Source organism: Bernardetia aquimarina, assembly GCF_042180575.1.
GTDB lineage: Bacteria > Bacteroidota > Bacteroidia > Cytophagales > Bernardetiaceae > Bernardetia.
The window spans coordinates 5,758,414-5,777,260 of sequence record NZ_CP170094.1 but is presented as its reverse complement, the minus strand read 5'-3'; the positions used below and the strand labels follow the sequence as shown (position 1 = coordinate 5,777,260).

The following is an 18,847-nucleotide window of genomic DNA, read 5'->3' as shown; positions in this document are numbered from 1 at the left end:
TATTTTTGATAAATAAGCAAGAATAAAATAGAATTAAAGTCAAATTACTTTATGAAAATAAGGAAATGCAAATTTAGCAAAAGTTAATTCAATTAACTATTTAAAGATAGTTTTAAAATGACTACTTTTCTAAATATACAAAAGTTCACATAAAAAAACTATTCTCATTTCATAAAAATTAGATGAAATAAAGAATAGTTTAGACTAAAATAATAAGTTGATTTTGTCAATTTAATTATGTTTTCTTTTTGCCTAGTGTGATTTTGAAGCCAAAAAGTGTTGTTTCTTCATTTTTGAGTTTATCTCTTACTTTTTTGAGGTCTTCTTCCATTGGCAAATCTTCAGGTTTTATTCCTGTTTCTTTCTCAAAGGCTTCTCTAATTGTTTGGTTAGAACTTGTATGTGTTTCTTTTATAGATTCTTCTCCTCTAATTTTTGGGTCTGTACTGACTTTAAATTTTGTAAAAAGAGTAGCCAAATTTTTCGAACCAATCGTAACGGCTGGCATAAAATCAGATACATTTCTTTCTTGTGGAATTTCGTTTTGTTCTTTGATTTCTTTAGAAGAAGTACCTCCAAAAAGAGTTTTGTCGCCTTCGTTTCTGATACGTTGAAAACCTGCTTTACTTACTCCTCTCTCATCTGCAATCTGAAAAAGTTCGAATTCATTTTTTGCCAAAATTCTGCGCTGGCGCAAACGTTCTCTGCTCTGAATTTCATCTTCAAGTAGCTCTGCTTTTCGTGTTTGAAGTGCAAAATAAGTTTGAGCAAAGGCTACTTCTTGTTTGCGAGAATCTCCATTTTGAGCAATCAAATAACAGGCATAACGAGAAAGTAAATAATCCATTTTCATACGAGAACTAACTCCTGTTTTGACTTTTTTATCCTTTCTCAAAAAATGAAAATCTACATCTTGTTCACTATTTATACAAGCTGTTTGTGCTTTAGCGATAGCTCTTTCAAAATTTTCCCATTTTGAGTATTTTAGCAACCCTTGTAACGTTCGGGCAGACCAAACCTCATTGTCATTTCCATCTTTGAGTGCTGCATTCTCAAAAGCTGATTTGAGTACAGCTATGTTTTGATTGTCCATAATTGAAAAATAAAAGTGAAAGAGAAATTTATGTTTTAGTGATTTTTTGGCATCATCTAACACCTAACTTTTAGGTTGATTTTGCTAATTAGAGTAACTAATATACAAAATTTTGAGCTAAAATCATAACATTTTTTTTAAAAAAAGAGTCATTATCATAGTTTATTTTATCGATATTTGTATTGTAAAAATCACTTGTCTGTCTAACACCTTTGAAAGTGTACTGACAATAAAAATCATAATTTTAAAACGATGAAAAACAACTTTATATTTTGGGGCGCAATTTTGGGAGCTTTAGCAGTAGGAATTGGAGCTTTTGGAGCGCATGCTTTGAAAGATTGGCTCATTTCGATTGAACAAGTAGAAACATTCCAAACAGCTTCTAAGTATCATTTTTATCATTCTTTTTCTCTTATTTTGATAGGAATCTTGATACAGATAAGTTTAAAAAATTCAGAAAAATCATCTAAATTCTTAACTTGGTCAGGAAATTTACACCTCTTCGGAACACTTATTTTTTCTGGAACACTTTATTTACTTTGTCTTACAAATATAAAATGGTTAGGTGCAATTACACCCATTGGAGGTGTTTTATTAATTGTTGGATGGGGCTTTTTGGCTCTTTCTTTTTTGAAGAAAAACATATTTTCACAACCATAAACAAAAGTTAAAACTGTTGTTTAAAAATTCAAAAAAAATAAAACCCACGAATAAATTCGTGGGCAAATTCTAATAACATTTAAGCATGAATTTCCCTCAAAGCATCTTCATTTGCTTCAATAATTCTAGTTACATCTTCATCAGAAAGGGCATTTGATAAAAACCAACTTTCAAACTGTGCAGGCGCAATATAAACACCACGATTGAGCATAGCATGAAAATATTTACCAAAAAGAGCTGTATCACAAGTAAGTGCATCCTCAAAGTTCTCTACCTTTTTATCAGTAAAGAAAATATTTGTCATTGAGCCGATTTGATTTACTGTATAATTCAACCCCTGTTCTTTTATAGTTTTACGCATTGTTTCGGCTATTTTTGAAGTCTTTTGTTCTAAATTTTGATAAATTTGAGGGTTATTATTCAAAATATTCAAAAGTGCCAAACCTGCTGCCATCGCTACAGGATTTCCAGAAAGTGTTCCTGCTTGATAAACTTTTCCAAGAGGAGAAACACAGTCCATAATTTCTTTTTTACCTCCATACGCTCCTACTGGCATTCCACCTCCAATAATTTTTCCTAAAGTTGTCATATCAGGCGTAACTCCATAAACTTCTTGCGCTCCCCCTTTTGCTAGTCTAAAACCTGTCATTACCTCATCAAAAATGAGTACAATTCCATTTTTATCACAGATTTTTCGTAGTCCTTCCAAATAACCTTCTTTTGGTAAAACACATCCCATATTTCCAGCCACAGGTTCAATAATAATGGCTGCAATTTCGTTTGGATTGGCATCGACTAAATACTGAATCGCATCCAAATCATTATGAGGAGCTAATAAAGTGTCTTTTGCAGTTCCTTTCGTTACCCCTGGGCTATTTGGTGTTCCCATAGTTGCTGCTCCACTTCCTGCTGCAATTAAAAATGAATCTCCATGACCGTGATAACAACCAATTGTTTTGATAAATTTTTCTCTTCCTGTATAACCACGAGCCACACGAACGGCTGACATAGTTGCTTCCGTTCCTGAGTTTACCATTCTTACTTTTTCTATCGATGGCACCATTTCACAAATCAGCTCTGCAATCGTTACTTCTCTGCGTGTTGGTGCGCCAAAAGAAGACGAGCCATGAACAGCTTCAATGATGGCTTGTGTAACCTCTTCATGTCCGTGTCCTAAAATCATAGGTCCCCAAGAGCCTATTAAATCAATATATTTATTGTTATCTTCATCAAAAAGATATGCTCCTTTTGCTGATTTCATAAAAACAGGTGTTCCTCCAACAGCTTGAAAAGCACGAACAGGAGAATTTACGCCTCCTGGAATATGATGTTGAGCTTCTGAAAAAAGAGATTGACTATTTGTGAGTGTTACTGCTTGCATTTATTTTTGTAATTTTCTGTGTGAAATGACTTCTTATTAGAAGTACAATTATACAAAAATAGGAATTTAATTGTTTGAATTAAATGATTGATATAGATTTTTGTCATTGATAGGGACATCAACAATGGTAAATAGTTCTGTTGCTAAAAATTCTTTTTTAGCTCACACGTCTTTTTCATTTATATAAAAATCAATTTATCAAGGCTTTATCTTTATCAGAGTCAAACCTTTCGTATTTTTGAGGATTCTTAATATTGAATAATTATTTCTTCATTCATATTCATTTCAAATTTTCTTTCTTAATTTTGAATCATTCAAAAAAATTATATTTACCCCCTCTATAAAAAAAGAAAGTTTATATGTTTGTTATAAAAGACACTACACTCAAAGAATTTGTAATTGATGTTTTTCTTCAAATGGGTTGTCCAAAAGAGGATGCTTCATTAGCTGCTGACGTTTTATTAGCTGCCGATTTGCGTGGCGTAGATTCTCATGGTGTTGCTCGTCTGACGGGTTATGTGCGTTTGTGGGAAGCTGGTCGTATCAATCCTACTCCAAACTGGAAAATTACCTATCAAACTCCAAGTACAGCTACCATTGATGCAGATGCAGGTTTGGGTTTGGTTGTTGCTCCAAAAGCAATGCAAGTGGCCATTGAAAAAGCTGAAAATGTAGGTTCAGGTTGGATTTCTGTCAAAAATTCAAATCATTTTGGAATTGCAGGCTATCACTCTATGTTGGCAGCAGAAAAGGATATGATTGGTTGGGCAATGACAAATGCAAGTCCACTTGTTGCACCCACATACTCAAAAGAACGCATGTTAGGAACAAATCCAATTGCGATTGCTGTACCAGCAGGAGAAGAAAATGATTTTGTAGCAGATTTGGCTACTACAACAGTTGCCAATGGAAAATTAGAAATTTTACAACGAAAAAATGAAGATGCACCTAATGGATGGGTACAAGATAAAAACGGAAACACAACCAATAATGCAGCAGCTTTAAAAGACGGTGGCGCACTTTTGCCTTTGGGTTCTGACCCAATACGAAGTAATCATAAAGGATATTGTTTGGGTTCTGCTGTTGATATTCTTTCGGCTGTACTTTCAGGTGCAGGTTATGGTCCTTGGGCACCTCCTTTTGTTAGTTTTTTACCTTTGCCATCTGACCCTGTTGGACAAGGTTTGGGACATTTTTTGGGTGCAATGCGAGTTGATGGGTTTCGTCCCAAAGAAGAATTCAAATCTCACATGGATAATTGGATTCGTCGCTTCAAAAATGCGACACCTATTGATGAATCTCAACGAGTGCTTATTCCAGGTGAACCCGAATTGGAAAGTACAGTGTATCGTCTTAAAAATGGAATTCCACTTTTAGAACCTGTGGTAAAAGATTTGGAAGAAGTAGCCAAAAAATTAAAATTAGAGAAATTGAAGTTTTAATTAATCATATTTGTATATTCGGTTGTTCACAAACGTTTTATCTTTTATGAATGAACCTTGCTAATGTAAAAGTAACTTTTTATGGAACGAATTTTAGATAAACCAAATCAAAATAAAGTAAATTATTCTTGGGTAATTGTACTTATAGGAAATTTAATAGTATTGTTTTTACTTTCAGCATTTTATGTAGATGTAAAATACAGAGGAGGGCGTATAAACTTTTTTCAAGCTATTAATTTAATGACATTTCTAATGGCATTTTGTAATATCTTATTGGCAATTCTTTCTTTTGTAAGTGTCAAAAAGTATTATAAAAGTTTCATAACAGCTTTGTTTATATGTATAATTATTTGGATTATCAATCTTGCTATTACTTTGTTTTCCAAAAATATGCTAGACTTTTTCTTCTAATTTCTCAAAATTCAATCTAAAATCACAATGACCGATAGATACATCAACCTTTTTACAGATTTTGGCTTCAAAAAAATATTTGGAGAAGAACCCAATAAAGATTTATTGATTAGTTTTTTGAATGAATTATTGCGTGATAGAGAAAAAATAATTGATTTGACTTATCTCAATAATGAACATTTGGGCAAAGGTCAAAGAGATAGAAAAGCCGTTTTTGATTTGTATTGTACGAATGAAGAAGGTGAAAAGTTTATTGTCGAAGTCCAGCGAGTAAAGCAGCAATATTTCAAAGATAGAAGTCTGTATTATTCTACTTTTGCAATTCAAGAGCAAGCAAGAAAAGGAAAAGATTGGAATTACGAACTTCGTAATGTTTATACCATCGGAATTTTGGATTTTGAATTTGATGATTCAATGCCAAATCAGTTTCATCATAATGTAAAACTTATCGAAACTAATTCAAATAAAGTTTTTTACGATAAACTGACTTTTGTTTTTTTAGAAATTCCTAAATTTAACAAGCAATTAGAGGAGTTAGAAAATGATTATGAGCGTTGGTTATTTGCCTTCAAAAACTTACATAAACTAGCTGATAAGCCAAATAATTTGCAAGAAGGAGTTTTTAGAAGACTTTTAGAAATAGCCGAAGTAGCAAAATATAACAAAAAAGAGCAATTTGTCTATCAAGAAAGTTTAAAAGATTATTGGGATTTGCAAAGTGTAGCACATACTTATTTTTCGGAAGGAAAAGAAGAAGGGGACGAAGAACGAGCTATTAAAACAGCTTTAGTAGGAATACAAGAAGGACTGAGCAATGAATTATTAATAAAAATGACAGATTTATCCGAAGAAAAAATAAATGAATTAAGAGAAAAGAAACAATAGTTAATTTTATAACAATTCACACAAAATACAAAAAACATGTTTTCATTAAAAGACAAAGTTGCTCTCATTACAGGAGGTGCAAAAGGAATCGGAAAAGCAGTTGCAGAAACGTTTCATAAAGCAGGCGCAAAAATCGTTATTTGGGATTTGGATGACGAAGGACAAAAAACGGCTGATTCTTTAAACGGAAAATTCTATAAAGTCAATACTTCTAATAGAGAAGGGTTAGAAAAAGTTACTCAAGAAGTAATTTCTGATTTTGGAAAGATAGATATTTTGGTAAATAATGCAGGGATACTTAGAGATTCGTCATTCTTGAAAATGACTGACAACCTTTGGGATGATGTGATTAATGTCAATCTTACAGGAGTTTATAACTGTGCAAAAGCCGTAGTTCCATACATGAAGAACCAAAAATATGGAAGAATCATAAATGCCTCTTCTATTGCTGGAGTATATGGAAATTTTGGACAAACAAATTATTCGGCTGCAAAAGCTGGTGTAATTGGTTTTACAAAAGCTCTTGCTAGAGAAGTAGGAAAAGATGGAATTACAGTCAATGCTATTGCCCCTGGTTATATCCAAACTGAAATGACTGCTTCTATTCCACAAGAATTTCAAGAAAAAATCATTGCTTCAATTCCTGTTCGTCGTGCTGGAAAGCCTGAAGATGTGGCAAATGCGTATTTGTATTTAGCATCAGAAGAAGCTAGTTTTGTTAATGGTTCTGTTCTTCATGTGGATGGAGGAGGAATCCTTTAATCAGTAATCAGTTAATTTCAATTATACTTCTCCTTCAACGAGGTTAAAACCGTTGTTGAGGGTTTCAGTTTATTTCTTTATAAACCAAAGACCTTCCAACTAAAAAAATAAAAATCATGAAACCTATTTTCAGTTATTTTATTCCTATTTGTGCTTCTTCTATTTTACTTTTTTCTTCTTGTAATGATAACCAAAGTAAAAAAACAGATTCTGACATTTCAACTTTAGATTCTCTTAAAAATGTTGATACTACAACAATATTGATTGATGAAAATAATAACGCAGAAGTACAAATGCCTTTTGTACAAAAAAGTCATTCAAAATCTGTAGATGAAGTTTATAATTCTATCAAGTCAGCGATTGAAGCAAATGAGAACCTCAAAATTATTGCAGAAGTAAACCATTCGGAAGCTGCAAAAGGTATAGAAATGGAAATCTCTGAAAATCGTTTGATTATTTTTGGAAATCCAAAGGCAGGAACACAACTTATGCAGCAAAATCAAGCCGTTGCAATTGATTTGCCTATGAAAATACTCGTTTATGATGATAATGGAACAACAAAAGTAATTTATAATAATGCTTCAATTTTGATGAATCGTTATGAAATTACACTTCCAGAATTAGAAGAAAAAATGAACGGACTTTTAGATAAAATCAGTGTATCAGATATAGAAGAACCTCAATTACACAAATTACAATTAGAAAGTATTTTAGCTGATTTACAGACCAAAGAAAGTTCTTTATCAGTAGATAAAGCAAGTGAGCAACTAGAGAAATTGCTCAAAGAAAAAGAGTTTAAACTTATTGCAAAAGTAGAACACGATAAAGCAGCCAAAAATACAGGTTTAGAGCTTCGTTCTACTCGTTTATTTATTTTTGGTAAACCAAAAGTAGGAAGTCAGCTCATGAAACTCAATTCTACAATCGGATTAGATTTGCCTATGAAAATACTTATTTGGGAAGATGAAAATGGAAAAACACAAGTAAGTTATTTTAAAGGTTCATTTTTAGCAAATCGTCATTCTATTGAAAATGAAGAACTTACTACCAAAATTGATGGTGTTTTGGATATGCTTAGTGATAAAATTTTGAAATAAATTATACTCTAAAAGTATAATCTATATTTTTGTCGTTGGTATACTCAATCAAAAATGGTTTTCGAAAAAATAAAACTGTCAGACACTTTAACTTCGTTGAGAGCTAAAACCGTTCATAAGTGTCAGTACAGTTCAAAAAACAAATTATCTGACACCTTTGAGGTGTACTGATAAATTTTATTTTCGAAAAGCAAAAACGTATGAGTATAAAAACACTAACAATGGCTATTTTTTGCCATTGTCGGTGTCTAATCTAATACAATCACTTCCCAAAAAACTCTTCAATAATAATTGGAACAACTCTCAAAAAAGCAACAATAAAAGGAGCTGCAATCAAAAGTCCATCAAAACGGTCTAAAAAACCACCATGCCCTGGTAAGACAGAACCAGAATCCTTTATACTCATACTTCTTTTAAATAAAGATTCGACAAGGTCGCCATACGTTCCTGCTACGATAATAATGAGTGAAATTCCTATCCATTGCCATAAAAACAAGGTTTCTTGAAAAAAATATCCCCACGTAGTTCCGACAATTAAAGCCAAAATCCCTCCTCCTATACTTCCTTCCCATGTCTTTTTAGGAGAAATACGAACAAAAAGTTTACGTTTTCCAAAGTTTTTTCCAGAAAAATAAGCTCCTGTATCATTTGCCCAAAGAATAAAAAGAGAACCTAAAATAATTTCATAATAATATTTTTGCTCTTTAAAAACAGCAATATTTAGAAGAGCAAAAGGTAGTGCAACATAAATAATTCCTAGAAAAGTAAAGGCAATATTATGAAAAGGTTTGGTTTCGCCTTTTTTGTAGAGTTTGATAAAATATGCCCCAGAAAGACTGACTAATAAAAGGATATAATAATTTGGATTGAGTGCAAAGCGTTCTATCAAAAAGGATAAAGTAAACAGAAAAAGACCATTAAACGTACCGAAAGTACGCAAAGGAGAGTTTCCGTCTAAGCCCAAAAGTTTGTAAAACTCCCAAAGCGCAAACATACTAATGAAGAAAAAAAGCGAAAAATAAGTCCATTCGCTCCACATAATCGCTGTCAGAATTGTGATTGCTCCCAAAATTCCTGTGATGATGCGTTGTTGGAGTTCTGAAAACTTGTCTAAGTTTAGGCGCATTCTTTATGGATAAGTCGTATTAAATCGGTAGTACATTCTCTGTATTGGATACAAGAAAAATAATAAACACTAAAACTACACAAAATTCAGAAAGCAAAAAAATGATATTCTACTTTTTAGCCTTTTGAAGGATAGGTTACAGAAAAAAATAGATTTTTAGCTTGCAATTTTGAAAATACTGCCGTAATTTTGATTTGTTATTTGAAATTAGTCTAAATAAAACTAACATAAATAATTTTAATAAAAATTCCTAAAACAAAAATAATACGTTATGAAATTCAATTGGAAAAACTCATTTTTCTTCTTAGCTCTTTCTGTTTCTCTTTTTGCTTGTGATGATGATACAACAGATGTAACTTTCCCTACTTTGGAAGTTCCGACAACTTATGAAAGTTCTAATTATGAAAGTAATGCAAGTGCAGAATTGGCAGTTCGTTCGAATCTTTCAGGTTTATCTTCGATAATGAAAGAAGGTAGAGAAGGAGCAACAGTCAGCGAATCAGAACTTTTAGCTGCTTTTAATGAAGGTAATCCATCTTTAAAATCTGTTACTACTACTTATTATGCTGAAAAAATGCCAAGTTGGTTAGCTGAATTAGCAAAGGCAAGTGGTGGAGCTTTTGACCCAACAACTGCACCTGCTGGAAATGGTGGTGTTTATGGTGGTTATTTGTTTGATGAAAATGGTTTAGAAATAGAGCAAGTAGTAGAAAAAGGTCTTTTTGGTGCTGCTCTTTACAATCATGCACTTACAATTATCAAGTCAGATAATCTTACAGCTTCTGACATTGATCGTTTGGTAGCTATTTTTGGAGCGCATCCTTCTTTCCAAAATAGTGATGCAGTTGCAGAAAATAAAGATGTTTTTTCTGCAAAATATGCAGCTCGTAGAGATAAAAATGATGGAAATGGTCTTTATACTTCTATCAAAACAAATTTGATTACAGCAAAAGCAGCTATCGAAAAAGGACAAGATTATAATCAAGACCGTGATAAAGCACTTTCAGATTTTCGTTATAATTGGGAAAAATCAAATATGGCTACTGTTATTAATTATCTTTTATCAACAATTTCTAAATTAAATAATAGTAATGCTTCTGATGCTGATAAAGCTGCTGCATTACACTCATATAGTGAAGTTGTTGGTTTTATGCATGGTTGGAAAGGGATTTCTCAAAATGATAAAGCTATTAGTGATGCTCAAATTGACCAAATTTTAGAACTTATTAATGCTCCTGCAAATGGAGAGGTAACTTCTTATACTTTTGTGACAGATTCATTCAATCAATTACCAAAACTTCAAGTAGCTATTGATAATTTAAAGCAAATTTATAAATTTAGCGAGCAAGATATTATTGATTTTGAATATAACTGGGTAAGTGAGCAAGGAAGATAGTTTTTGTTTTTAACATAAAGAATATACTCATACACTTTTGGTTTTCGAAAAAATAAACTTGTCGGACTGAGGGTTAAAGCCATTCATTGTCAGTACAGTTAATAAAACGAACTATCTGACACCTTGAAGGTGTACTGATAGGAAAAAGTTTCGAAATCTAATGATGGAGGAGTATAATACCAATGCTGTTAAGCTAAGGAGTAGTAATTTTTATTTACTCTGTAAGAGTTTCATATTGGTAGAAAAGATATGAATTTAGTTTTCATTTACTCCGTAGGAGTTATATATTGGTAGGTTTTATGCGATTTGCAAACAAAATGCTACCAATATGAAGTTCCTATGGAACAGAACTTCTTAGCTTAATAGTATTGGAGTATAAGACTTCTTTAAAATCCCTTTTTTATATGAAAATATAGAGAAGGGATTTGTTATTTAATTACAAATTTGGTTTTTAAATTGGAACAAATATTCTAAACTGTTTATCTTTACGAACAAAACATAGGGAAAGAATTACATTAATAAATCATTCTTTTAAAAAAATCATTTTACAAATGACAAACAAACCATTGAATTTTTCAAAACTTTTATTTATTCTTTCTTTACTGCTGACGTTCGGATTTTTTTCATGTTCAGATAACAAAAAAGCTCAAGGTGAAGAACAAACAGAAGTTATTTCTGAAAAAGTTATAGTAACTGAAGAAGTAACAGAAACAAAAATGCCCTCTCTCACAGAGCAATTATCAAACAAAGCAAATGCTTTCAAAGAAAAAGCAGACCCCGAAAAAGTAAAAACCTATGAAGCTGCTATCGAAAAAGTGGCTACAAGTGGAATTATAAAACAATCTAAAAAAGAAGGTGATATAGCTCCTAATTTCACACTTCCAAATGCAACTGGACAAGAAGTTTCATTAACTGACAAAACAAAAAATGGCTATACGATTATTACTTGGTATAGAGGTGGTTGGTGTCCATATTGTAACCTTACATTGGCTGCTTGGCAAGATATTTTACCAGAAATAAAAGCTGAAAATATAGAATTTCTTGCCATTTCGCCCGAACTTCCAGACAGTACACTTTCTACAAAAGAAAAAAATGCGCTAGAGTTTGAAGTTTTGAGTGATGTAGGCAATAAGGTAGCAAAAGAGTATGGAATTGTTTTTCCATTGGACGAATCTATCAGAGAAGCCTATAAAAATATGGGTTTAGAAAAGTATAATGGAGATGCGTCTTATACTTTGCCTTTAGCTGCAACTTATATTATAAATTCTGAAAATGAGATTGTGTATGCTTTCTTAGATGCAGATTATAAAAAACGTGCAGAACCTAGAGAGGTTTTGCAGAAAGTAAAGGATATGAAGTAAAATAAGGAATGGTAAGTTATTAATGGTAAATGACAAATAAACACAAATACCTAACTGCCAATAAATTATAAACTCAAAAGCTCATTTATTTACCAAAATAAATGAGCTTTTTTTAAAGTACGGAAATATTGTCGTTGGAGAGGAAACTAACAACGGCAAAAAAGAGTTTTTTAAATAAAACTCTCGCCATTGTCGGTGTCCCCACTGACGATTTAGCACCCATATCTAGTACTATGGCTTTTTTTATAAATAGAAACCAAAAATATAGATTTCATTAATCACTAAATTCTAACGTGTATTCCCTTCTCAAAAAGCTCTTTTTTCAAAACAGGAACAGGAATTTCTCCAAAGTGAAAAATACTTGCAGCAAGAGCAGCATCAGCTTTTCCATTATTAAAGACATCTACAAAATGCTGTGAATTTCCTGCACCACCACTTGCAATAATTGGAATGCTGCAAATCTGACCTAATTTTGAATAGACATCACAAGCAAAACCATTTTTTGTTCCATCATGACTCATTGAAGTAAACAAAATTTCTCCTGCACCTCTTTCTTGTGCTTCTTTTGCCCATTCGAACAAATCAATTTCTAAGTTTTTTCGTCCTCCTCCTGTATGGACTTCCCATTTTCCTGCGTTATTTTTTTTAGCATCAATCGCAATAACAATACATTGATTGCCAAAACGTTTAGAAGTTTCTTCAATGAGTTTTGGATTCAGAACGGCAGCCGAATTAATAGTTACTTTATCTGCTCCAGCTTCTAGCAAAACTGAAACATCTTCAACACTACTCACACCACCACCAACTGTAAAAGGAATATTTAGGTTTTTAGCAATGCGAAGAGCTAACTCTTTGAGTGTTTTTCGTTTTTCATGAGTAGCTGTTATGTCTAAAAAGACAAGTTCGTCAGCTCCTTCTTTTGCATATTTTTCGCCAAGTTCAACTGGGTCGCCAGCAAAACGAAGTTCTTCAAACTGAACTCCTTTTACGGTCTGACCGTCTTTTATATCTAAACAGGGAATTATTCTTTTGGATAACACTAATTTAATTTTTAATGAAATAAGAAAAATATGCTATAAGATAAATTCTCATTCCGTAATTCGTAATTTTTAATTCGTAATTGGTAATATTATTCGTTCTTCATAAATTGCCTTTCCTACGATTGCACCATCAACACCTAATTTATCAAGTTCTATTAAATCGTCTTGACTGGTTACACCACCACTTGCAATTACTGTAAGAGTAGGAAATTTAGTTTTTAATTCTCCATAAAAATCAGTATTTAAACCTTCTAATGCGCCATCTTTTGTAATATCAGTACAGAAAAACTGCGTAAGTCCTTTTTGTTTCCAATTTTCAATAAATTCAAAAATAGTAAACTCACTTTCATTTTTCCACGCATCGGTAAGTAGTTTTTCTCCACGAACATCAGCAGCCAATAAAATAGAGTTTCCACCAAATTCAGAAAGCCAACTTTCAAATAATTCTGGTTTTTTTACGGCTACACTTCCAGCACTTATCATCTTTGCTCCACTAGAAAGAATACTTTTAATAGAATCAGAATCACGAATACCACCCCCAAAATCAATAATTAAATCGGTCTGAGAAGCTATTTTTTCTAAAACTTGTAAATGTTGAGGTTTGCCAGCTTTTGCACCATCTAAGTCGACAATATGTAGTCTTTTTATTCCTTTGTCTTCGAAGATTTTAGCTTGGTCTAATGGATCTGAATTATATATCTTTTGTGTGTCGTAATCGCCATGGGTAAGACGAACACATTTGCCATCAATTAAATCAATGGCAGGAATGAGTTGAAGATTCATAGTTATTTTATCTAATTATAAATCGCAGCCTAAAGGCTACATTACATTTTCGCACCTTAAAAGGTATGCTACACTACAGATTTATTTTTTTGCTTTATCTACTACCAAACCTACTTCTAAAATCGGACTAAGTGGGTCAGCTTGTGGCAAAGCATGTTTAATCTTAAAAGTATAAGTTCCTTTTTCTAATTTAAAATTACTCATTACTTTTTGTTGTGTATCAAATGTATCCCCTACACCTTGTCCTAATGGTGCATTTTGTGCATCACGAAGTGCAAAATCTACTTTCTCTTCAGTCGCTTTTCCGTCTGGTGTTTCATAAGTAAGAGTCAGCAATACGTTTTGATAAGGAATACTAATTCCGTGACGAAGTTCGATAGAAATATCATACATTCCTTCTTCTTCTACATTGACTTTATAGGTTTTCTCGTCGCTCATATTCCACTTGAAACCTACTGAATTTACATCTTCGTGATTTCTATAAATATTATTTTCATCACAAGAAGTAGATAGAAATAAGACTGCTAAAGTAAGAATTGGAAAAATAGATTTGATAAATTTCATGATAATTTTGGGGTTTAATGTAGAACAGACATCTTGTCTGTTTTTGTGATTATAATTTTGTGTAGATTAATATTCGTGAGCAAATTCCACATCTGCATATTGGATTTCGATTTCGTTTAGAATATCAAATACTTCTGTCGAACTGCTAGATTGAACCAATCGCATTCTATATTGTTTGATTCCTCTCAATCCTTTAAAGTAAGCTGCATAATGACGTTTCATTTCATTAATAGCTACAATTTCGCTTTTTTTCCATTCTAAAGAAAATAAAAAATGTTTTCTACAAATATCTAAACGTTCGGCTAATGTTGGAGGAGGTAATAATTCGCCAGTAGCTAAATAATGCTTTATCTCTCTAAAAATCCAAGGATAACCAATGGCTGCACGTCCTATCATAATTCCATCAACGCCAAAACGATTTTTGTATTCTAATGCTTTTTGAGGCGAATCAATATCACCATTTCCAAAGATAGGAATATGAATATCAGGACTATTTTTGACTTCTGCAATATACGACCAATCAGCTTCCCCTGTGTACATTTGCTTGCGAGTACGTCCATGAATTGAAAGTGCCTGAACACCAACACCTTGCAAACGCTTTGCAACTTCCAAAATTTTGATAGAATCATGATCCCAACCCAAACGAGTTTTGACTGTTACAGGAAGATTCGAACGGTTTACAATTTCTTTTGATAACAATTCCATTTTAGGAATATCTTTCAAAATCCCTGCACCTGCACCTTTACAAACTACTTTTTTGACAGGGCAACCAAAATTTATATCCAAAACTTCTGGATTTTCTCGCTCTACAATTTCGGTAGCTTTGAGCATAGAATCTAATTCAGCTCCAAAAATTTGAATACCAACAGGACGTTCATAATCAAAAATATCTAATTTTTCTACACTTTTATCAGCATCTCTTATCAATCCTTCTACCGAAATAAATTCAGTGTACATCATATCTGCGCCACAGGCTTTACAGACGGCACGAAAAGGAGGGTCGCTTACATCTTCCATCGGTGCAAGCAACAGAGGAAAATCTCCTAACTCTACATTTCCAATCTTTACCATATTATTTATTTCTATATATTTTTTTATTTTTTCTCAAAATGAACTTTGATATGTTGAATATCTTGACAAATTTACGAAAAATACTATCTTAATTATAATCTTATAGAGTTTACCTCATAAAAAAACTACTTCTAAATGAATAGAAGTAGTCTTGTATGACTAAAGTCTTTTATTTGTATTATTTGCGAGTAATGGTATATTTGCCTTCTACAGAGATATTTCTTGGTGGTGCATTAGTAGTAGATTCTTCAACAATTATTCCTTCATTAGAAAGCTGAATTTCGTTTTCTGTTCTTGAAATAATTTGAAAATTTTCAAAACTTTCTGCAAAAACATCATTAAAGAAATCTGTATCAGCATCAAGACGATTTAATAATTGCTTATAAAAGCCTTTCAACTGAATAAAATCAGCTTGAAATTCATCATCTGATCTAAATTCCCAGTTACCTGTGATTATATACATACCACCTCCAATAATTCCGTTGGTAAATTTATAAGTACCATCAGCATTTAATTCCAATTCAGAGGCATTTACCTGTCCTACTGCTCCTAGTGTAGTTTTGATATCACGATAATCTGAGTCTTCTTCTGGAGCTAATGGGGTAGTAATTGTAGAGCTTGCAAAATCCCACGTACCAACTATTTCGTTTTTTCTTTGTTCTTCTATTTGTTCGGGTGTGAGTTCATTATCGTCATCACAAGAAGCAAAGAAAGCTATACAAAGTGTTAAGGTAAATAAAAGTTTTAACCATTTTGAAAATGGTTTAGTGTTTTTCTGAGTAAACATAAAAAAATGATTTAGATTAAAAAATAAAACTACTTCAAAAAATAGAGTTGAAATAATACATATTAAAACAATATATACTTACTCTTTAAGCAGTATTGAATTACACTTAATTAACATAGAATATAAATAAATGTTTTATTTTTCTCAAAATAGATGATTTATAGTGCAACTTGAAATAAGTTATAAATGAAATCAATAATTATTATATTTACATACTAAAAATCTATACCTCAACATTTTTTATGAACCTACAACAACTAGAATATATCATTGCTATTGATAAATACCGTCATTTTGTAAAAGCTGCCGAAACGTGTTTTGTAACGCAAGCAACACTTAGTATGATGATAAAAAAATTAGAAGAAGAGTTAGAAGTCAAGATTTTTGATAGAAGTAAACAGCCTGTTGTGCCGACAGATATAGGCGAAAAAATTATTTTACAAGCCAAAATTACACTTCAACACGCTCAAAAAATAAAAGAGTTGGTTAATGAAGAACAAGATAAAGTAAGTGGAAATCTTCGAATTGGAATCATTCCAACCCTTGCTCCTTATCTTTTACCATTATTTCTACCTTCGTTTCTCAAAAATTATCCTTTAGTAAAAGTTCAGATTAGCGAACTGACTACGGAGGAAATTGTACAACGATTAGAACGAAATGAAATTGATGCAGCAATTTTGGCAACGCCTTTAGAAAATAAAATGTTGATCGAAAAACCTCTTTTTTATGAACAATTTGTGGTTTATGCTTCTTCAACTGAAAAGTTTATGAATAAAAAATATCTTTTGGCAGAAGATATTGATGTAAATAGATTATGGCTTTTGGAAGAAGGACATTGTTTGCGTTCACAAGTCATTAATTTATGCGAACTAAAAAGTAAAGAAAAAGAAATTCATCAGTTAGATTTTGCAGCAGCAAGTATCGAAACGCTCAAGAAAATTATAGAAATAAATAATGGAATTACAATTATTCCGAGTCTTGCTTTGGCTGATATGACCGAAAAACAGATGCAAAACATTCGTTATTTCAAAAGTCCTGCACCTGTTCGTGAAATTGGTTTGGTAACTTACCGTCATTTTGTCAAAGAAAAATTATTACTTTCTTTAGAAAATGAAATCTTAAAAGCCATTCCTAATGAGATGAAAACAGCTCTAAAAAAAGAAGTTTTGAGTACAGTTATTAAGAAAAAATAAATTCTATTTACAAAAACTTTGTCAGTGGTTTTTTGGTAATCCAAAATAACTCTGACAATAGTTTCATATATTTTTATCAACTATTGACAGCCTTCTGAAAGGACTGTCAAAGTTGAAAAATGTTTTAAAACTTTATACACACATTTTTATCTTCTGTAAAAAAGCGAAGTGCTTCATAGCCACCTTCTCTGCCTACTCCAGATTGTTTTGCTCCACCAAAAGGCGTTCTCAAATCACGCAATAACCACGTATTTATCCAAACAATTCCTGTTTCTAATTTACTAGCTACTCGGTGCGCTTGGGTTACATTTTGTGTCCAAACAGATGCTGAAAGTCCGTAAGGTGTACAGTTGGCAAACTCTATGGCATCATTTTCACTTTCGAATGGAATAAGTGTTGCTACTGCTCCAAAAATTTCTTCTTGATTGGTTCGGCAGTAAGCTGAAAGTCCTTCAATTACTGTTGGTTCGATAAAAAAACCTTCTTTACATCTTTCTGGAAGATTTTCGGTAGCTACTTTATTTCCTCCTGTCAAAATAATTCCTCCTTCTTGTTTGGCAATTTCAATGTAAGACAAAACTTTTTGTTGATGTACTTTCGAAACTGTTGCGCCTTGCTGAGTAGCTTCCTCTAAAGGGTCGCCTAATTGTAATTTTTTTACTTTTTCTATAAATTTGGTTTTGAATTTCTCATAAATTTTATCTTCTATCAAAATCCTAGAACCACACAAACAAATTTGTCCTTGATTGGTAAAAGATGCTTTTACAGCAGTTTCAGCAGCTTCTTCTAAGTCTGAATCTGCAAAAACTATTGTTGCATTTTTTCCTCCTAATTCTAAAGAAAGTTTTTTAAACATCGGTGCAGCTACTGAAGCAATCGTTTTGCCTGTCTGTGTTCCTCCTGTAAAAGAAATCGCTTTTATATCTTCGTGTGCAACAATTTGCTCGCCTACTCTATGTCCATATCCGTGTACAATATTCAAAACTCCATCAGGAAAACCTATTGCATGACAGGCTTCTGAAAGCAAATAAGCCGTATAAGGAGTAAGTTCGGAAGGTTTGGCGACTACACAATTACCAGCAGCAAGCGCAGGCGCAATTTTCCAAGTGAATAAATACAAAGGCAAATTCCAAGGCGAAATACATCCTACGACACCCAAAGGCTGACGTAATGTGTAATTCAAAACACTTGTAGAAGTATGGTGTGCTTCATCTTTGTCATGTAGAATAGCTGTGGCAAAAAATGATAGATTTTGAATAGCACGAGGAATATCCATCGAACGAGAAAGTGAAATAGGCTTTCCGTTATCTTCAGTTTCTGCTTGTGCAAACTTTTCTAAATTTTCTTCTATATAATTAGCTAGTTTTAAAAGCCATTTCGAACGGTGTTCTGCCCCCTTAGAAGACCACTCTGGAAAAGCAGCTTTTGCAGCCTCAACGGCTAGATGTACATCATTTTCGTCAGAGTTAGCAGTTAGTGAAAATGCCTTTCCTGTTGCAGGATTTAAGTTTTCGATGTATTTATCTAAAAAAGGATTAATAAAATCTCCTCCTATGTAGTTGTTTAGTTTTTTCATGAATGCAAGATAATAATACGGATTTGTTTAGAAAAATAAATTAGTATTATTATCTGTGGTTTTGCAAATTTTGATATTAAAATCTTAAATTTGTACGAGTTTAGAATTATAAAATACACGACTGGAAACCGAATACATATTGCCCAATCGGCAAAGTCAAGCGATGGCAATCTTACGAGCCACAGCAGGGGATAATTTCTGACTATACAGTCCCTATAA

General features: G+C 32.4%; 18 protein-coding genes. 9 read left to right on the top strand and 9 right to left on the bottom strand.

Annotation, left to right across the window (positions count from 1 at the left end):
* Window positions 1-235: 235 nt before the first annotated feature.
* Window positions 236-1,093, bottom strand: a complete 858-nt coding sequence (gene dinD / locus ACE193_RS24825) for a DNA damage-inducible protein D (RefSeq protein WP_375560883.1) — start codon at window positions 1,091-1,093, stop codon at window positions 236-238.
* A gap of 252 nt (window positions 1,094-1,345) precedes the next feature.
* On the opposite strand from dinD, the gene ACE193_RS24820 reads away from it, so the two are divergent.
* Complete coding sequence (locus ACE193_RS24820; protein ID WP_375560882.1) at window positions 1,346-1,753, top strand: DUF423 domain-containing protein; 408 nt, start codon at window positions 1,346-1,348, stop codon at window positions 1,751-1,753.
* A 79-nt stretch (window positions 1,754-1,832) separates the two neighbouring features.
* Here the strand turns inward: ACE193_RS24820 and hemL are convergent, their stop codons facing one another.
* On the bottom strand, window positions 1,833-3,134 hold the full coding sequence (gene hemL, locus ACE193_RS24815) for a glutamate-1-semialdehyde 2,1-aminomutase (protein ID WP_375560881.1): 1,302 nt from the start codon (window positions 3,132-3,134) through the stop codon (window positions 1,833-1,835).
* A 359-nt stretch (window positions 3,135-3,493) separates the two neighbouring features.
* On the opposite strand from hemL, the gene ACE193_RS24810 reads away from it, so the two are divergent.
* The 5 genes from ACE193_RS24810 (at window position 3,494) to ACE193_RS24790 (ending at window position 7,731) form a co-directional block, all read left to right on the top strand.
* The gene (locus ACE193_RS24810) at window positions 3,494-4,576 is read left to right on the top strand and encodes an Ldh family oxidoreductase (RefSeq protein ID WP_375560880.1); all 1,083 of its coding nucleotides are present in this window, start codon (window positions 3,494-3,496) and stop codon (window positions 4,574-4,576) included.
* A gap of 81 nt (window positions 4,577-4,657) precedes the next feature.
* A complete protein-coding gene (locus ACE193_RS24805; protein ID WP_375560879.1) occupies window positions 4,658-4,987 on the top strand; it encodes a hypothetical protein in 330 nt (109 codons plus the stop codon).
* Window positions 4,988-5,014: 27 nt separating this feature from the next.
* Entirely contained in the window at window positions 5,015-5,872 is an 858-nt protein-coding gene (locus tag ACE193_RS24800) for an Rpn family recombination-promoting nuclease/putative transposase (RefSeq protein WP_375560878.1), read from the top strand.
* A 36-nt stretch (window positions 5,873-5,908) separates the two neighbouring features.
* Window positions 5,909-6,634, top strand: coding sequence for a 3-oxoacyl-[acyl-carrier-protein] reductase (fabG, locus tag ACE193_RS24795; protein ID WP_375560877.1), 726 nt, complete (start codon window positions 5,909-5,911; stop codon window positions 6,632-6,634).
* Between the two features lie 116 nt (window positions 6,635-6,750).
* The gene (locus ACE193_RS24790; protein ID WP_375560876.1) at window positions 6,751-7,731 is read left to right on the top strand and encodes a DUF302 domain-containing protein; all 981 of its coding nucleotides are present in this window, start codon (window positions 6,751-6,753) and stop codon (window positions 7,729-7,731) included.
* Between the two features lie 262 nt (window positions 7,732-7,993).
* Here the strand turns inward: ACE193_RS24790 and ACE193_RS24785 are convergent, their stop codons facing one another.
* Complete coding sequence (locus tag ACE193_RS24785) at window positions 7,994-8,857, bottom strand: phosphatidate cytidylyltransferase (RefSeq protein WP_375560875.1); 864 nt, start codon at window positions 8,855-8,857, stop codon at window positions 7,994-7,996.
* Between the two features lie 271 nt (window positions 8,858-9,128).
* On the opposite strand from ACE193_RS24785, the gene ACE193_RS24780 reads away from it, so the two are divergent.
* Window positions 9,129-10,253, top strand: a complete 1,125-nt coding sequence (locus ACE193_RS24780) for a hypothetical protein (protein WP_375560874.1) — start codon at window positions 9,129-9,131, stop codon at window positions 10,251-10,253.
* A gap of 551 nt (window positions 10,254-10,804) precedes the next feature.
* Window positions 10,805-11,614 (top strand): peroxiredoxin-like family protein, encoded by an 810-nt coding sequence (locus tag ACE193_RS24775; protein WP_375560873.1) that lies wholly within the window; start codon window positions 10,805-10,807, stop codon window positions 11,612-11,614.
* 281 nt (window positions 11,615-11,895) lie between these two features.
* On the opposite strand, the gene hisF is transcribed toward ACE193_RS24775, so the two are convergent.
* From hisF to ACE193_RS24750, 5 genes are all read right to left on the bottom strand, one after another.
* Window positions 11,896-12,654 (bottom strand): imidazole glycerol phosphate synthase subunit HisF, encoded by a 759-nt coding sequence (gene hisF / locus ACE193_RS24770; protein ID WP_375560872.1) that lies wholly within the window; start codon window positions 12,652-12,654, stop codon window positions 11,896-11,898.
* A 69-nt stretch (window positions 12,655-12,723) separates the two neighbouring features.
* On the bottom strand, window positions 12,724-13,437 hold the full coding sequence (gene hisA, locus ACE193_RS24765) for a 1-(5-phosphoribosyl)-5-[(5-phosphoribosylamino)methylideneamino]imidazole-4-carboxamide isomerase (RefSeq protein WP_375560871.1): 714 nt from the start codon (window positions 13,435-13,437) through the stop codon (window positions 12,724-12,726).
* A gap of 81 nt (window positions 13,438-13,518) precedes the next feature.
* Window positions 13,519-14,001, bottom strand: coding sequence for a gliding motility lipoprotein GldH (locus ACE193_RS24760; RefSeq protein WP_375560870.1), 483 nt, complete (start codon window positions 13,999-14,001; stop codon window positions 13,519-13,521).
* A gap of 66 nt (window positions 14,002-14,067) precedes the next feature.
* A complete protein-coding gene (dusB, locus tag ACE193_RS24755; protein ID WP_375560869.1) occupies window positions 14,068-15,072 on the bottom strand; it encodes a tRNA dihydrouridine synthase DusB in 1,005 nt (334 codons plus the stop codon).
* A gap of 178 nt (window positions 15,073-15,250) precedes the next feature.
* Window positions 15,251-15,859 carry a hypothetical protein gene (locus ACE193_RS24750; protein ID WP_375560868.1) on the bottom strand — a complete coding sequence of 203 codons (609 nt, stop codon included), beginning with the start codon at window positions 15,857-15,859 and terminating at the stop codon, window positions 15,251-15,253.
* A 242-nt stretch (window positions 15,860-16,101) separates the two neighbouring features.
* Between ACE193_RS24750 and ACE193_RS24745 the strand changes: the two genes are divergently transcribed.
* Complete coding sequence (locus ACE193_RS24745) at window positions 16,102-17,052, top strand: hydrogen peroxide-inducible genes activator (RefSeq protein WP_375560867.1); 951 nt, start codon at window positions 16,102-16,104, stop codon at window positions 17,050-17,052.
* A gap of 124 nt (window positions 17,053-17,176) precedes the next feature.
* Here the strand turns inward: ACE193_RS24745 and ACE193_RS24740 are convergent, their stop codons facing one another.
* Complete coding sequence (locus ACE193_RS24740; RefSeq protein ID WP_375560866.1) at window positions 17,177-18,628, bottom strand: aldehyde dehydrogenase; 1,452 nt, start codon at window positions 18,626-18,628, stop codon at window positions 17,177-17,179.
* Between the last annotated feature and the right edge of the window lie 219 nt (window positions 18,629-18,847).

Coding starts and splice junctions, on each gene's coding strand:
- dinD (WP_375560883.1), bottom strand. CDS start 1,093: ATGGACAATCAAAACATAGCTGTACTCAAATCAGCTTTTGAGAATGCA.
- ACE193_RS24820 (WP_375560882.1), top strand. CDS start 1,346: ATGAAAAACAACTTTATATTTTGGGGCGCAATTTTGGGAGCTTTAGCA.
- hemL (WP_375560881.1), bottom strand. CDS start 3,134: ATGCAAGCAGTAACACTCACAAATAGTCAATCTCTTTTTTCAGAAGCT.
- ACE193_RS24810 (WP_375560880.1), top strand. CDS start 3,494: ATGTTTGTTATAAAAGACACTACACTCAAAGAATTTGTAATTGATGTT.
- ACE193_RS24805 (WP_375560879.1), top strand. CDS start 4,658: ATGGAACGAATTTTAGATAAACCAAATCAAAATAAAGTAAATTATTCT.
- ACE193_RS24800 (WP_375560878.1), top strand. CDS start 5,015: ATGACCGATAGATACATCAACCTTTTTACAGATTTTGGCTTCAAAAAA.
- fabG (WP_375560877.1), top strand. CDS start 5,909: ATGTTTTCATTAAAAGACAAAGTTGCTCTCATTACAGGAGGTGCAAAA.
- ACE193_RS24790 (WP_375560876.1), top strand. CDS start 6,751: ATGAAACCTATTTTCAGTTATTTTATTCCTATTTGTGCTTCTTCTATT.
- ACE193_RS24785 (WP_375560875.1), bottom strand. CDS start 8,857: ATGCGCCTAAACTTAGACAAGTTTTCAGAACTCCAACAACGCATCATC.
- ACE193_RS24780 (WP_375560874.1), top strand. CDS start 9,129: ATGAAATTCAATTGGAAAAACTCATTTTTCTTCTTAGCTCTTTCTGTT.
- ACE193_RS24775 (WP_375560873.1), top strand. CDS start 10,805: ATGACAAACAAACCATTGAATTTTTCAAAACTTTTATTTATTCTTTCT.
- hisA (WP_375560871.1), bottom strand. CDS start 13,437: ATGAATCTTCAACTCATTCCTGCCATTGATTTAATTGATGGCAAATGT.
- ACE193_RS24760 (WP_375560870.1), bottom strand. CDS start 14,001: ATGAAATTTATCAAATCTATTTTTCCAATTCTTACTTTAGCAGTCTTA.
- dusB (WP_375560869.1), bottom strand. CDS start 15,072: ATGGTAAAGATTGGAAATGTAGAGTTAGGAGATTTTCCTCTGTTGCTT.
- ACE193_RS24750 (WP_375560868.1), bottom strand. CDS start 15,859: ATGTTTACTCAGAAAAACACTAAACCATTTTCAAAATGGTTAAAACTT.
- ACE193_RS24745 (WP_375560867.1), top strand. CDS start 16,102: ATGAACCTACAACAACTAGAATATATCATTGCTATTGATAAATACCGT.
- ACE193_RS24740 (WP_375560866.1), bottom strand. CDS start 18,628: ATGAAAAAACTAAACAACTACATAGGAGGAGATTTTATTAATCCTTTT.